The sequence below is a fragment of the Bradyrhizobium sp. 35 genome, from assembly GCF_023073215.1.
In the GTDB taxonomy this organism is placed as follows: Bacteria; Pseudomonadota; Alphaproteobacteria; order Rhizobiales; family Xanthobacteraceae; genus Bradyrhizobium; species Bradyrhizobium canariense_D.
This window is the reverse complement of sequence record NZ_JADPJC010000120.1, coordinates 105,421-119,177: the sequence shown is the minus strand read 5'-3', so window position 1 is coordinate 119,177 and position 13,757 is coordinate 105,421. Positions and strand designations below refer to the sequence as shown.

Below are 13,757 nucleotides of genomic sequence, written 5' to 3'. Positions count from 1 at the left end.
GATTGCGAATGTAAGTATCCAACGCGTCTCGGCGCCGCTATGACTGCGGCCTGATCGCCATACGAGCGCGCGCCATGCATTCCGTTGCCCTGCTGACCGCCAGCTACGCCAAGGACATCGAGCGCTTTTCGCTGCTCAGCGAGAGCATCGACACATGGTTGACGGGCTACACACGGCATTATGTTCTCGTTAACGATGAGGATCTGCCGCTGTTCGCGCGGTTCGCTTCCGACAAACGCGTCATCGTTCCGGCCTCGCGCTATTTGCCGAAATGGCTGTGGGCGTTGCCGCCGGCTCTGCAGTTCATCAGCAAACGGCGCGTCTGGCTGTCGCTGCTGTCGTCACCTGTTCATGGCTGGCACATTCAGCAGATCCTCAAGATCGCCGGCGTCCTCAACGCGCCCGAGCAGCGCGTCTGCATCCTGGATTCGGACAATCTGTTCTTCCGCGAATTCGACGTCGGTGAGTATGCCGGCGCCGAGAAGACCCCGCTGTTCGTCACGCGCAACGGGATCGACGCCGCCCACCCCTTGCATGTCCTGTGGCTCCGCACCGTCGATCAGCTCCTTGGCATCAAGGACCGGTCCTTCCCCGCGGACGACTATGTCGGTAACGCGCTGGTCTGGGACAGGGACACCGCGCGCGCGATGACCGATTCGATCAAGTCGGCAACGGGATTGAACTGGGTTCTGGCGCTGTGCCGGAAGAAGAAGTTCTCGGAATATCTCATGTACGGCCATTTCGTCGCGAACTCGCCCGCGCATCTGGCCGCTCATCGGGTCACCGAAGACAGCATCGCGGTCTCGCATTGGGACGACACGCGCCTCGACCGTCCCGCCATCGAAGCGATGATGCGGGCCGCTTCGCCCGACCAGGTCGCGCTGTGCATCCAGTCCTATTCGTCGACCTCCATCGACGACATCCGCGACGTGTTCCGCCTCAGCTCGCGCGACCGTCGCGGTCCGAGTCTTTCGCCCGAGCACATGGGCGACGAGGCCCAGTTCGAAGTGCCGAAAGCTCGCTAGACCTTACACGTCTCTCGTGAACTTGCTGATCACGTTCATGAACGGCTTCGGCTTGAACTCGCCGTCGAGCGGCAAAGGACGGTTCGGCTGCTTGTCGGCGCGGGCAAAGGTGCCGTTGATCCAGCTGTAGCGGTCCGAGAGGCCCCAGGTCAGGATCGAGCGCACTGGTCCGCTGGTCGAGATCGCGGTCAGGAGATCATCGACGCGCTTGGCGACGATGGCATCGCGCTCCGCCGGCGTCCCCGTCAGCTTCTGGTCGTCGACATCGAGCTCGGTGACGAGCACCTCGAGGCCCCAGGCGCGCAGCTCGGTGACGAATTCGGCAAGCCCATGGGTGTCGATCTCGAGCTCGGCATGCAGATGCGATTGCAGTCCCACGGCGTGCAACTGCACGCCCTGGTCGAGCAGCTCCATGATGAGATGGCGGTAGGCCGCGCGCTTCGCGATGAACGTGTCCTTGGCCGACTCGATGTCGTATTCGTTGATCGCGAGCTTGACGAAGGGATCGGCCGCGGCCGCCGTGCGGAACGCCAGCGGAATCCAGCGGTTGCCCAGATGCTGCGTCCAGAACGACTCGCGTCGGTCTTTCGGGCTGTGCGGATTGTCCGGGATCGGCTCGTTGACGACGTCCCACGACGTCAGCTTGTCCTTGTAATAGGAGACGACGGTGCCGATGTGGTCGACATAGGCGCGCTCGACGCCCTTGGTATCCTTGATCTGCTTGGTCCAGTCCGGAATGTCGTGATACCAGGCGAGCGCGTGGCCGCGCATCGTCAGGTCGTTCTGCCGGGCGAAATCCAGGATCGCGTCGGCGCGTTCGAAGGCAAAGGTGTGCGCGTCCGGACGCAGCATCGGCCATTTCAGCTCGAGCACCGGCACGACTTGTGTGCAGTAGGTGCTGATGGCTTCGCCGAGCCTGGGATCCGCTTGCAGATCCCAGAGCGTGGCCGCGGCACCAAATCCCTGATAGCGCTGGGCGAGTTTCGACGCCGGCGCTGGGGACGCCGATGCGGCTGCCGCGAGTGCTGCGGCGCTGCCGAGGAGAAATTCGCGTCTGTCGAGCCTGGTCACGGCATTCCTTGAGCCAACGCGCCACCGTACCAAGCGACGCCTTGCAACGCCGGGGATTTCCCTCGTTGGGTTAACTTTGCCAGTGCGAAATCACGGTTCCTTTCGGTGGCCGTGGCGCCGTCAGGGAAGGGCAAATTTAACGCTAACCCGCGAAAGCGGCTTCAAAACCGGATTCGCCGCCCGATCTCCAGACTTATGTGACACTCTTGAGAGATGTTGCGGCGCAATTCGTTCGCCCCGCCATGGTCCAATTGATGAACGGCCGTCACACTCGCAACAATGTTGTCGGTCCCGTGCTCGCATGCTGAACCGCCATTTCTCGATTTATCTCGTCGCCTACATCCTGCCTGCGGCGGTGGGTTTCTTCGCCGTCACGGCCTACACGCGACTGCTGACGCCGGCGGAGTACGGCGTTTATGTCGTCGGCATCAGCCTGGCCGGCATTCTAGGCGCGATCTTCTTCGCCTGGATCAAGCTGTCGGTGTCGCGCTATCAGGCGATGTCGGCCGAGGTGGATTTCCGCGGCACTGCAATGGTCGCCTTCGCGCTCACCGTTGCCGTCCTCTGCGCCACCACGCCGCTGGTTTTCCTGTTCCGCAATGATCTCAGCGTTGGGCTGCTGCTTGCCAGCATGTTCGTCGCGATCATGGCGAATGCCGTCGATGTCGGCCAGGAGTTCGAGCGCGCAAAACTGCGCCCTTACAGGTTCGCGGCGATCTCGATCGTGCGCAGCGTGTCGGGCGTCGGTTTCGGCCTGCTCGGCATCTGGCTCGGCTGGGGTGGACTGGGACTGCTCGCCGCATTCGGCCTGGGTTCGCTCGCCGGGATCATCCTGAACCTTCTCGGTGACCGCACCAGGATCGCGCGCTTTCAGCGCAGCCAGTTCGTGCAGCTCGCGCGCTACGGCCTGCCGCTGACGCTGGCCGGATTGTCGATTGCGGTCTACTCGGCCTGCGACCGCCTCATCGTGGCTTATTTGCTCGGCAAGGACGCCGCCGGAATCTTTGGCGTCGCCGCCGATCTGCCGCGACAGTTCATGGTCATGATCGCCTCCAGCGTCGCCGCGGCGACCGTGCCGTTGGTGTTCCGGTCATTGTCGGACAAGAACATCGAGACGACGCGGGAGCGGCTGACCGAGAGCCTCGAACTTCTGCTCGTCGTAGTTGCGCCCGTCGCGGTCTGGCTCGCGCTCGCAGCCGACCAGGTCGCCGGCACGCTCGTCGGCGTCGACTTCCGCGCCGGCGTGTCGGTATTGCTGCCGACCCTGGTGCTCGCGCGCTTGTTCGGCATCGCCAATCAGTTCTATGTGCAGATCAGCTTCCAGCTTGCCGAGCGACCGTTCATGCTGGCGGCGCAGTCGTTCCTGACGCTGGTCGTCAGCGTGGCGTTGATGTTCGTGCTGGTGGCCGGCCATGGTCTCTACGGCGCGGCGCTGGCGACCCTTGCAACCGAAGCGATCGGTTTCCTCGTTGCCGTCGTGCTGATGCATCGCGCCCATCCGGTCCCGTTCGACCTCCACCGCCTCGCCGGCGTTGCGGTCTCCGCCGCGGCGATGGCGGCTGCGATCCTCGTGGCACGATCCCAGGTCAATGGCATCGGCCTCGTCCCGCTCATGCTCGTGAGCCTCGCCGGCGGGCTCGCTTATGCCGCTGCCGCGTGGTTGCTGAACATCGCAAACGTCCGGACGCTGTCGCTGCGTTTCCTGCGAACCTTCAACCGCAAGGCGCTGGGCGTTTAAGCCGCGATGCCTGACGAGGCTCGGCCTCAGCGTCTGAAGCTCTGAAAGCGCCGCCTGGCCTGGCGATGGCTCGGTTCTGACCGGAAGCGCACAGCCGCCCGGGTCTAGGGCGGAGGGCGATTTTGTTGCGTCCGTGGCCATAACTGTGCTTCTTGGGCGGCATGTCGGGAGCAGAGCAGATATGACCCAAGGAACGCCGGAAATCCGCGCATCGGCGCAGTTGCTTGCCCGCTATCGCGAGCCTGACAATACGCGGGGTGTCCTCGAACTGGCGATCACGGCGATCCCGTTCGTCGTCATCTGGGCTCTGATCTGGGTCGCTCTTGACCAGGGCTATTGGTTTGCCCTCCTGCTCGAGGTGCCCGCGGCGGGTTTGCTGGTCCGCCTCTTCATGATCCAACACGATTGCGGACACGGCTCGTTCTTCCGCGGCCGCGTTGCCAACGATTGGGTCGGCCGTGCCATCGGCGTGATGACACTGACGCCATACGGCTACTGGCGGCATAACCATGCGGGCCATCACGCGAATTCCGGCAATCTCGACCACAGGGGCTTGGGCGACATCGATACGTTGACCACGCGCGAATTTCTCGGGCGGTCGCGATGGCGCCGGACGCTGTATCGCTTGTATCGACATCCCCTCGTGATGTTTGGCGCCGGTCCCTCGTATTTGTTCATCTTGAAGCACCGATTGCCGGTCGGGATGATGCGTCGCGGCTGGAAACCCTGGTTGAGCACGATGGGCACGAACATCGCCCTCGCGGTTCTCGCCGTCACGATGATCTGGCTGGTCGGCTATGGGCCGTTGCTGCTTGTGCATCTGCCGATCGTTGTCCTGGCGGCGTCGATCGGTGTGTGGCTGTTCTACGTCCAGCACCAGTTCGAGCACACGCATTGGGCCCACGACGAGACCTGGAACTTTCACGACGCCGCGCTGCACGGCAGCTCTCACTACCAATTGCCGGGTGTCTTGCGATGGTTCACGGCAAATATCGGCGTCCACCACATCCATCATTTGTCCAGTCGAATTCCCTGCTATCGCTTGCAGGACGTATTGCGCGACCATCCGCAGTTCGCTGGTGTCGGGCGGATCACGCTGCTCCAGAGTTTGCGGACCGTGCGGCTGACCTTGTGGGACGAGGAACGGCAGCGGCTCGTCTCCTTTGGAGAGGCAGCCTTGTTTGGCAAGGCAGCCTTGTTTGAAAAGGCAGCCTTGACTCCAGTGGCTTAGCTTTACGCCGCCCCGCGCGGCCGCCGACCGGCGTGAATCCGCGCGATCGGAACGCGATGGGCGTCTAGCGGCCGTTCAACGTGGCTTCGCCGTCCGACGCCGGGCGCTGGCAGCCGTGTCACCGATCCCCGGTCATTCTGTCGCAGCGATAGACCGCCAGCTTCGGCCGCGCGGCGCCCTTCCGCCTGCGTTAACCGTCGTATATGAGATTTATCGCCGGAACGTGCCGAATGTCGCCACAGACGGAACGTAAGGCGGCTGCGATTTCTTAATTCAAAGATCGCAATCTGATCAATGACCGGCGGACTGGCATTTCGACCGAGGATGGCATGAGAAACCTGATGACAACGGCGCAATCCACCGTGGCGATGCGGCGTTGGGGGCCCCCCGGAATTGTGACCCTGGCGGCAATGCTCGCCTTTGCGGCCGTGGCTCCGGCCAATGCGGCCAAGCAGGCGCGTCAGCCGGCCGAGGCGGTGGCACCGCGCGAGGCCGGCGAACCGATCATGGCGATCGTGTCGATCAAGAGCCAGCAGGTCACCTTCTACGACGCCGAGGGCTGGATTTTTCGCGCGCCGGTTTCCACCGGCACGACGGGACGCGAGACGCCGGCCGGCGTCTTCGCCATCATCGAGAAGGACAAGGACCACCACTCGACCATGTATGACGACGCCTGGATGCCGAACATGCAGCGCATCACCTGGAACGGCATCGCGCTGCATGGCGGGCCGCTGCCCGGCTACGCCGCTTCGCATGGCTGCGTGCGGATGCCGTTCGGCTTTGCGGAGGGCCTGTTCGACAAGACCAACATCGGGATGCGGGTGATCATCTCGCCGAACGACGCGGCTCCGATCGACATCGTTCATCCCGCACTGTTCATGCCGAAGCGAGACGCCATTGCGGCGGCGCCGGGCCAAATCGGCAGGCTCTCCGGAGAGGCCGAGGAGGCCACAAGGGCGGCCGACGAGGCCAAGAGGGCCGCGACGGCGGCCGCGAAAGAGGCGGCATCGCTGCCGGCCTCGTTGCGCAAGCTGGAACAGCAGAAGACCCGCGCCGACGCCGAGCTCGCCTTCGCCGACAGGCAGCTCGCGGCCGCCAAGACCGATCAGGCCCGCGCCAAGGCCGAGGAGCTGAAGCAGAAGGCCGCCGACGCGGCGACGCAGCTCGATGCCGCCAAGAGCGCCGCACAACCGAAGCGCGACGCGGTGGCTGCCACGAAAGAGGCCGCCAAGGCGGCAGCGGCCAGGAAGGCCGATGCCGTGAAGGCCGCGACCGACGCAAAGCTCGCACTCGAGCCGGTCTCGGTCTACATCAGCCGCGCGACGCAGAAGCTCTACGTGCGGCGGAACACGCACAAGCCGGCACCGGACGGCGGCGGCGAGGTGTTCGACACCAGCATCGAGGTTCCCGTCACGATCCGCAATCCGGATCAGCCGCTCGGCACGCATATCTTCACCGCGATGGCGAAGACCGACACCGGCCTGCGCTGGAGCGTGGTCACGATCGAAGACAGCGACAACGCCAAGAACGCACTCGACCGCATCACCATCCCACAGGAGGTGCTCGATCGCATCGCGCCGACCGCGTTGCCGCGCTCCTCGATCATCATCTCGGACGAGCCGCTGAGCAGCGAGACCAACTACCGCACCGAGTTCGTCGCAGTGCTGAGCAACCAGCCCCAGGGCGGTTTCATCACGCGCAAGCCGACCGCGCCTCCGATGGCCATGGCGAGCGATGACGGCTGGGACAATGGCGGCAACGGTTTCGGCTTCTTCTTCCAGCGCGATCCGAATCCGCAGCCCGTCAATCCGCGCCGGCGCGGCCAGTATCAATATTATCAGCCGGCGCAGCCGATGCAGCGGGGCTTCTGGTAGGAGCGGGCGGATCGAAGCTCGCACTATCGCCGCGCCTCGATGACGATAGCCTGGATCTTGCCTTCGATCGGTCCGGACCCATGGCGCGTTCGGATCGCCTCGGCGACGATGTCGGTCGCAGCCTGAAGCTTGCTGGCATCGCGTGCCTCGATCTCGCTGCGCAGCGGCGTGCCCTGGCAGAGCGCGATCGCGACGTGCTCGGGCGACGGGGCCCGGCTTATTTCAGCTCGCGTTTCGATCGATATGTCACGGAAGCCTGCGCGTTCGAGGTCGGTTCTGATGACGGCCTTGTCGTGATAGCCGTGCGGCGTCCGGGCCATGAAACGAGGCGGGTCGTCGGGAAACAGCTTTTCGAGCGCGACGGTCGCTTCATGCGTCAGCACATTGTCCTCGATGCGATCCCAGACGTTGAACACGAACGTGCCATTGCCGTTGAGGACGCGCTTCACTTCCCCGTAGGCCTTCACGCGGTCCGGAAAGAACATGGCGCCGAACTGGCAGCAGACCACGTCGAAGGCTGCATCGTCGAAGGGCAGGGCCGACCCGTCGGCCTGGCGCCACGAGATTCGATCGTCGTCTGCCTGACGCTGCGCCGCGACGGCGAGCATCGGCTCGTTGAGGTCGGTGGCGACATAACGGACACCGCGCGGCAGCGCCGCCGCCACCGCGCGCGTCACGGCGCCGGTGCCTGCCGCGATCTCGAGCAGCACGGAGGGAGACCGGGCCGCGACACGTCTTGCGATGTCGTCGGCGTAAACGGCGAAGATCATCGGCACCAGATATTCGTCGTAAAGCTTCGGGATCGAGCCGGCGAAAACCTTGTCAGTGTTGGACATGCTTGCCTCGCTGAAGTTCGGAGACGAGGCTCACGTTACCATGGATTGCCGTCTACCGCGCCAGCAGCGCGGTGAACCCGGCCGGTTCCTGCATCGCCTTCGCCGGCCAGCGTCATCGGCCCCCTCCGACCTCGCGGATCGGCCGCGTGCCGTCCCAGCTCAAAGCCGCCTGCCGGACCTTCTCGAAGAACGGCCCCTTGGTGCCGCTGATGTCGGAGATCTCGATCACGGTGCCTGGATGGGCCTGGGTGTCGAAATAGGCAAAGCGCCCTCTGTCGCCGCCGATCTGGCCCTCGTGGCCGATCCTGTAGCCGAGCCCGAGCGCCCTGTCGTAGAGCGCCTGGTAGTCGTGGCTCCAGTAGGACATGTGCTGGAGGCCTTCGTGGCCGGACTCGAGGAATTCCCTGTATAGCGAGGGCGCGTCGTTGCGCTGCTGGATCAGCTCGATCTGGAGATCGCCGGAATTGGCCAGCGCGATGCTCATCTCGACGGCGGAGTTTTCGCCGCGATGGCAAAACCAGTCGGTCTTGACGCGGTCCATGTAGTACCAGGGACCGACGCCCATCACCTCGATCCAGTGCTTCATCGCGGAGTGGATGTCCCGCACCACATAACCGTTCTGGCGTACCGCGCCGAAGATGCGGCTCATGCCCGCGCTCCTCTTGTCAGCTTGATCACTTCAGTTCAATGCCGGCGTCCTTGGCAACCTGCTTCCAGGCCGCGATGTCGCGGGCGTTGATGTCACGCTGCTCGTCGCCCGGCACGAATTGCGGCGTGATGCCAAGCCCCAGCAGCTTCTCCTTCACCTCGGCATCGGCGAGCGCGTCCTTCAGCGCCGCGGACAGCTTTCTTGCGATCGGTTCGGCAAGCCCCGCAGGCGCATACATCGCCCAGGACAGGCTGCGGTCGAACGGCACGCCTTGTTCCTTGTAGCTTGCGACATCCGGCAGGCTCGGCGAGCGTTCGCCGCAGGCGGCCAGCGCCTTGATCGAGCCGTCCTTCACCAGCGGCGTCGCGGTCGCCATGTCGAGCGTCGCCAGCGAGATGTGGCCGCCGAGCAGATCGCCGGCCAGTTTGGCGATGCCGTTGAACGGCACGTGGTCCATCTTGATTCCGGTCTGCTGCATCAGGATTTCCGCGCAGAACTGTCCGGTCGAGCCGACGCCCCAGCTTCCGTACTGGATCGGCTCGCCCTTCCTGGCCAGCGCGATCAGGCCCTTGATGTCGTTGGCGGCAAAATCCTTGGTCGCCACCAGCATGATCGAGGACGTGCCGATGCGCCCGATCGTGGTGAAATCCTTGATCGAATCGTAAGGCAGTTTCGGATAGATCGCCGGCGCCAGCACATGCGTGGTCATGCCGCCTACGGTGATGGTGTAGCCGTCATTCGCCGACGCCGCGACCATCTGGGTGCCGAGCGTGCCGGCAGCCCCGGTGTGGTTCTCGATATAGACGCTCTGTCCGAGCGTCTTGCCTATCCTGTCGCCGAGCAGTCGTCCGATCACGTCGCCGCCGCCACCGGCCGCATAAGGCAGCAGCATCCTGATCTTGTGCGTGGGATAGGCGGCCGGATCCTCGGCCCGCGCAGGCAGCACTGCCGAGAACGTTATGACCAATGACAAAGTTGCGGCGCGCAGCAGACGAAAATGGACGAAGCGCGCCATGACCTGATCTCCCCAGATTGCTCTCCGCTTCTTTTGACAGCGGAGTTGAAGCGCAAGACCGAACGAGCGATCGTGCCGGCGGTTGACTAGCGAACGATCGTTCGTTAGTCAAGCCCGCATGGCTGTCCACACCACCAGCGCGGCGGAAGCGGCTGCGCCCACGACCCGCGCGCGCATTCTCGCCGAGGCGCTCGATCTGTTCGCGCAGAGCGGCTATGGCGGCGCCTCGATGCGCGAGCTCGCGCGTCGCGTCGGCATTCGCGAGAGCAGCCTCTACAATCACTTCGCCGGCAAGGCCGCGATCCTCGAGGCGATCGTCAGCGAGCACGGCCCGGCCAGCTCGGCGAGCCGGCTGAAAGAGCCGCGCTACAAGCAGCTCGCGCGCCAGCCCGCCGCGTTCTGCCGCCAGTTTGCACTGGATCTCGTCGAGCAATGGTCCGATCCGCGCGAGCACCAGTTCCAGAAAGTGATCACCGCCGAGCGCAACCGCGTGCCCGGCATCCGCGCCAAATTCGCCGATCATTTCTATGCGCGCGAGCAGAGCATGATGACGGATTATTTCCGCGGCTTTGCGCTCGCCGGTCTCGTCTCGACGCCGGACCCACGCGAGACCGCGCGGCTGTTCGCGGCCGGGCTGATCTACATCCGTCTCGAGCATTACGTGATGGGCGCGGCACCGTCGCCGCGGCCGAAGGTGATCGAGGCGATCGACAGCTATCTCACCTTCTTCCTGTCGCTGATCGCGGCGGATGGCGGGACACAGGACAATAAGAAACGAAAAGCCAAGGGAGAGACTCGTGGCAAGGCTGCCCCTGATTGATCCGGAGACGACGAGCGGCAACATCCGCGCCTCGTTCGACCGCATGCCGGTCAAGCTGAATATTTTCCGCATGATGGCCCATGCCGAGGCCAACATGATCCCGGCGATGCGGCTCGGCAATTCGATCCTGCACAAGCAGAAGCTCAGTGCGGTCCATCGCGAGCTCCTGATCCTTCAGGCCGCCCAGCTCGAAGGCGGTGCCTATGAATGGCGCCAGCACGTGCCGATCGCGCTTGGTGTCGGCTGCACGCAAGCACAGATCGATGCGGTCGAGCGCGCCGATTACGATGCTGCCGGTTTGAGCGAGGCCGAGCGCGCGCTGCTGAAATTCGGCCGCGAAGTGGTCGAGCACGTTCGCGTTCCCGAGCAGATCTTCGCCGCCATGCGCGCGCATTTCAGCGACCAGGAGATCGTCGAATCCATTGTCGCGCTCGGCTTCTACATGATGATGGCGCGTGTCACCGAGGCGACCGAGACCGATCTCGACCCGGCAGCCGGCATGAAGGTCTACGACAGCGGCAAGAGATAGGCGGCGCGCATGCGTGAGAATTCCGAGACCAGGCTGGAGCGCTATGTTCGCGCGCCGAGTGCGGAATCGCTGGGCGAAGCGCCGGGCAGGGGACGCCTTGAGAGGCGTCGCATCCTGATCGTCGCCGGTGGCCAGCGTGTGTTCGACGCCGCCACCGATCCGATCGGCAACGGCCGCGCCATGAGCATTCTTTGCGCGCGCGAGGGCGCGAAGGTCGCGGTCGCCGATCTCAACCACACCTCCGCGCAGCAGACCGTCAAGCACATCACCGACGAAGGCGGCGAGGGCTTTGCCATCACGGCCGATGTCACCTCTGAATCCGACGTCCAGCGCATGATCGAGGAAGCACATCGCGCCATGGGCGGGCTCGACGGCATGGTCCTCAACATCGGCACCTTCGGCAAGGTCGGCCTCGACGCCGTCAGCCCCGAGGAGTGGAATGCGATCTACGACGTCAACGTTCGCGGTCCGATGCTGTGCTGCCGCGCGGCCTGCCGAAATACGGCAACGGCGGATCGATCGTCTTCATCTCCTCCATCGCCGCTCTGAAGGCCGGCTCGCAGATGGCGGTGTATGATTCCTCGAAAGCCGCGCTCGGCGGCCTCATGCGCAACATCGCCCATCTCGGATCGCGCCGCGGCATCCGCGCCAACCTCGTCTATCCCGGTCTCGTCGACACGCCGAACGGTCGCGAGGCCGGCGCCGGCCGCCCCTCGCGCGGCAAGGGTCACGTCCCGTTCGGCCGCCAGGCCACCGCCTGGGAAATCGCCTATGCCGTGCTGTTCTTCCTCTCGGACGAGAGCGTCTACGTCACCGCGCAAACGCTCGCGGTCGATAGCGGCCTGAGCGGGATGTGACGTCGATCCGTAACAGGCTGCGGCTCGACGCGACAGTTTCGCAGGGCCTGCTCATCTGATAAGCCTCAAAGGCATGAAAACCACACTGCTGAAATCCGAAGACTACGCCCGCTCGCCCTGGAAGAACGGCGGCGGCATCTTCACCGATATTGCGGATGCCCATCGCGCTGAATCCGTGAAGGATTGGGACAGCCTGCTCTGGCGCTTCGCGACCACGCCGATTGTGGCGCCGGGGCCATTCTCCCATATGCCCGGCATCGACCGCCTGCAGATGGTGGTCGGCGGACGCGGGCTGGTGCTGAAGTCGCCCACCGAGGAATTCGACGAGCGCGAGCCGTTTACGACGGTGCGCTTCACCGGCGAGCTCGAGATCGTGACCCGGCTCGAGGAAGGGCGAGTCGAGGTGGTGAATTTGATGGGCCGGCGCGGTGCGGTCGCGCTTGAGCTCGAAGCGCTTAAGGAGCCCGGTGAGCGGCGATTTTCCGCCGGCACGCATCTAATTTATGCGGCGCGCGGCGACTGCACTATCCGTCTCGAAGGCACGGATTTTTCGATTTCGCACGAAAACACCTTGAAAGTCGAACTGACGGGGGCATCGACGCTTGCGCTCGTCTCGGGGCTGGCCGTGCTGGGCTCTATCCAGGTCGTCGGCTGAACGGCGTTCCCGCCGATCAGAGCGATGCGTACAATCCATGCAACTGGCTAGGTTGACGCCGTCGCGCCGGAGCACGATATCTGCCTTGATGCAGGCCGCCGCCCCAAGCGCGATATGGGTGGCCACGATATGAACGGGCAGATATGACCGCGCCAGAGAACAAATCCGCCACGCTGTCCGACGGCGTCGTCGACTGGTTGATCAACGGCACGCGCGACCAGCGCTTTATCGACAATATCTTTGCCGAGATGTGCATCCGGCTTCAGCAGGCCGGCATTCCGCTGGCGCGCTCAACCCTTCACGTGCTGATCCAGCACCCGCAATGGCTGGGCGCCCGCTTCATGTGGGCCGACGGCATGCGCGAGGCAGAGATTGCACGGGTCGACCATGACGTCCGCGAGCGGTCTGAATATATCGGCAGTCCCGCCAACGAAATGTTCGACGGCGCGACCGAGTTGCGCGAAAATCTCGAGCAGGACCCAGCGCTCGGCCGCAATCACGCGCTCTACCGCGAGATGCGCGCGCAGGGCCTCACCGACTATGTGGCTTGGCCGCTCTATCATACGCTCGGCAAGCGCCATCTCGTCACCTTCGCGACCAACCGGCCCGGCGGCTTCGACGACACCCATGTCGCTGCCCTCAAGAACTTGTTGCCTGTGCTGGCGCTGGTCAGCGAGATCCGCGTTAAGAATCGATTGGCGCGAACGCTGCTCGAGACCTATGTCGGCTCCCATGCCGGCGAGCTCATCCTGGCCGGCGCCACGCGGCGCGGTACCGGTACGACGGTGCGCGCCGCGATCATGATCTGCGATCTGCGCGACTTCACCAAGATTTCCGACAATTGGCCGCGCGACGACGTCATCGATCTGCTCAACGATTATTTCGACGCGATGTCGGAGCCGATCGCGCGGCATGGCGGCGAGATCCTGAAATTCATCGGTGACGGCCTGCTCGCCATCTTTCCGCTGAGCGAGCCCAAGGCCTGCGCAAACCTGCTGCATGCCGTGACCGAAGCCAGGCAGGCCATGATCGCGTTGAACGCGCGCAACGACGGCACCGGCCGAGCGCCGCTGAACTACGGCATCGGCGTCCATGTCGGCGACGTCATGTACGGCAATATCGGATCGTCCACCCGGCTCGACTTCACCGTGATCGGTCCCGCCGTCAACATGGCCTCACGCCTCGAAGCCTTGACCAAGCAATTGGGAAAGAAAGTGTTGCTGTCACGCGACTTTGCCGAGCTGGTCGAGCGAGAGTTCGAGCTGGAGCATGTCGGAAAATATGAGGTGCGCGGCTTCAGCGATCCGATCGAGCTTTTTGCGTTTTGAAGATGACGGAGGCCCCCGGCTAAGCAGCGGGCGATCATCGAGTCCTGTTGCCAACGCAGGATTGTGTGACTACGCTCGGTGCGAAGCGCAACCAAGCGTTTCGTCCAAGCGTGTCATCGATCGGCCGCA

The 13,757-nt window shown here is 64.1% G+C and carries 12 protein-coding genes and 1 pseudogene; 9 read left to right on the top strand and 4 right to left on the bottom strand.

Translation table 11 applies throughout. The features are described 5' to 3' along the window. The first annotated feature begins 74 nt into the window (after positions 1-74). Entirely contained in the window at positions 75-1,025 is a 951-nt protein-coding gene (locus IVB36_RS26025) for a DUF6492 family protein (protein WP_247372463.1), read from the top strand. 3 nt (positions 1,026-1,028) lie between these two features. Here IVB36_RS26025 and IVB36_RS26020 read toward each other — a convergent pair whose 3' ends face one another. Beyond that, positions 1,029-2,096 (bottom strand): endo-1,4-beta-xylanase, encoded by a 1,068-nt coding sequence (locus IVB36_RS26020; RefSeq protein ID WP_247372465.1) that lies wholly within the window; start codon positions 2,094-2,096, stop codon positions 1,029-1,031. Between the two features lie 301 nt (positions 2,097-2,397). On the opposite strand from IVB36_RS26020, the gene IVB36_RS26015 reads away from it, so the two are divergent. From IVB36_RS26015 to IVB36_RS26005, 3 genes are all read left to right on the top strand, one after another. Beyond that, positions 2,398-3,834 (top strand): oligosaccharide flippase family protein, encoded by a 1,437-nt coding sequence (locus IVB36_RS26015; RefSeq protein ID WP_247372467.1) that lies wholly within the window; start codon positions 2,398-2,400, stop codon positions 3,832-3,834. Between the two features lie 181 nt (positions 3,835-4,015). After that, complete coding sequence (locus tag IVB36_RS26010) at positions 4,016-5,065, top strand: fatty acid desaturase (RefSeq protein WP_018455677.1); 1,050 nt, start codon at positions 4,016-4,018, stop codon at positions 5,063-5,065. A gap of 329 nt (positions 5,066-5,394) precedes the next feature. Beyond that, complete coding sequence (locus tag IVB36_RS26005) at positions 5,395-6,939, top strand: L,D-transpeptidase (RefSeq protein ID WP_247393418.1); 1,545 nt, start codon at positions 5,395-5,397, stop codon at positions 6,937-6,939. A 23-nt stretch (positions 6,940-6,962) separates the two neighbouring features. On the opposite strand, the gene IVB36_RS26000 is transcribed toward IVB36_RS26005, so the two are convergent. From IVB36_RS26000 to IVB36_RS25990, 3 genes are all read right to left on the bottom strand, one after another. Beyond that, complete coding sequence (locus IVB36_RS26000) at positions 6,963-7,775, bottom strand: class I SAM-dependent methyltransferase (protein WP_247294648.1); 813 nt, start codon at positions 7,773-7,775, stop codon at positions 6,963-6,965. 112 nt (positions 7,776-7,887) lie between these two features. Then, complete coding sequence (locus IVB36_RS25995; protein WP_247372473.1) at positions 7,888-8,424, bottom strand: VOC family protein; 537 nt, start codon at positions 8,422-8,424, stop codon at positions 7,888-7,890. 25 nt (positions 8,425-8,449) lie between these two features. Then, positions 8,450-9,439, bottom strand: a complete 990-nt coding sequence (locus IVB36_RS25990) for a tripartite tricarboxylate transporter substrate binding protein (protein WP_247372474.1) — start codon at positions 9,437-9,439, stop codon at positions 8,450-8,452. Between the two features lie 118 nt (positions 9,440-9,557). Between IVB36_RS25990 and IVB36_RS25985 the strand changes: the two genes are divergently transcribed. From IVB36_RS25985 to IVB36_RS25965, 5 genes and pseudogenes are all read left to right on the top strand, one after another. Further along, a complete protein-coding gene (locus IVB36_RS25985) occupies positions 9,558-10,259 on the top strand; it encodes a TetR/AcrR family transcriptional regulator (RefSeq protein ID WP_247372476.1) in 702 nt (233 codons plus the stop codon). Continuing rightward, positions 10,237-10,788, top strand: coding sequence for a carboxymuconolactone decarboxylase family protein (locus tag IVB36_RS25980; RefSeq protein WP_247372478.1), 552 nt, complete (start codon positions 10,237-10,239; stop codon positions 10,786-10,788). Before IVB36_RS25985 ends, IVB36_RS25980 begins: the two co-directional genes overlap by 23 nt. A 9-nt stretch (positions 10,789-10,797) precedes the next feature. Further along, positions 10,798-11,645 (top strand): annotated as a pseudogene (locus tag IVB36_RS25975) (SDR family oxidoreductase). A 73-nt stretch (positions 11,646-11,718) separates the two neighbouring features. Next, positions 11,719-12,300: a HutD family protein gene (locus IVB36_RS25970; protein ID WP_247363737.1), complete on the top strand. Its 582-nt coding sequence runs from the start codon at positions 11,719-11,721 to the stop codon at positions 12,298-12,300. Between the two features lie 143 nt (positions 12,301-12,443). Continuing rightward, positions 12,444-13,628: an adenylate/guanylate cyclase domain-containing protein gene (locus IVB36_RS25965; protein WP_247372480.1), complete on the top strand. Its 1,185-nt coding sequence runs from the start codon at positions 12,444-12,446 to the stop codon at positions 13,626-13,628. Positions 13,629-13,757: the final 129 nt, after the last annotated feature.

Bases quoted from the DNA above. Each gene is read 5' to 3' on its own strand.
- IVB36_RS26025 (WP_247372463.1), top strand. From the start codon at position 75: ATGCATTCCGTTGCCCTGCTGACCGCCAGCTACGCCAAGGACATCGAG.
- IVB36_RS26015 (WP_247372467.1), top strand. From the start codon at position 2,398: ATGCTGAACCGCCATTTCTCGATTTATCTCGTCGCCTACATCCTGCCT.
- IVB36_RS26010 (WP_018455677.1), top strand. From the start codon at position 4,016: ATGACCCAAGGAACGCCGGAAATCCGCGCATCGGCGCAGTTGCTTGCC.
- IVB36_RS26005 (WP_247393418.1), top strand. From the start codon at position 5,395: ATGAGAAACCTGATGACAACGGCGCAATCCACCGTGGCGATGCGGCGT.
- IVB36_RS26000 (WP_247294648.1), bottom strand. From the start codon at position 7,775: ATGTCCAACACTGACAAGGTTTTCGCCGGCTCGATCCCGAAGCTTTAC.
- IVB36_RS25995 (WP_247372473.1), bottom strand. From the start codon at position 8,424: ATGAGCCGCATCTTCGGCGCGGTACGCCAGAACGGTTATGTGGTGCGG.
- IVB36_RS25990 (WP_247372474.1), bottom strand. From the start codon at position 9,439: ATGGCGCGCTTCGTCCATTTTCGTCTGCTGCGCGCCGCAACTTTGTCA.
- IVB36_RS25985 (WP_247372476.1), top strand. From the start codon at position 9,558: ATGGCTGTCCACACCACCAGCGCGGCGGAAGCGGCTGCGCCCACGACC.
- IVB36_RS25970 (WP_247363737.1), top strand. From the start codon at position 11,719: ATGAAAACCACACTGCTGAAATCCGAAGACTACGCCCGCTCGCCCTGG.
- IVB36_RS25965 (WP_247372480.1), top strand. From the start codon at position 12,444: ATGACCGCGCCAGAGAACAAATCCGCCACGCTGTCCGACGGCGTCGTC.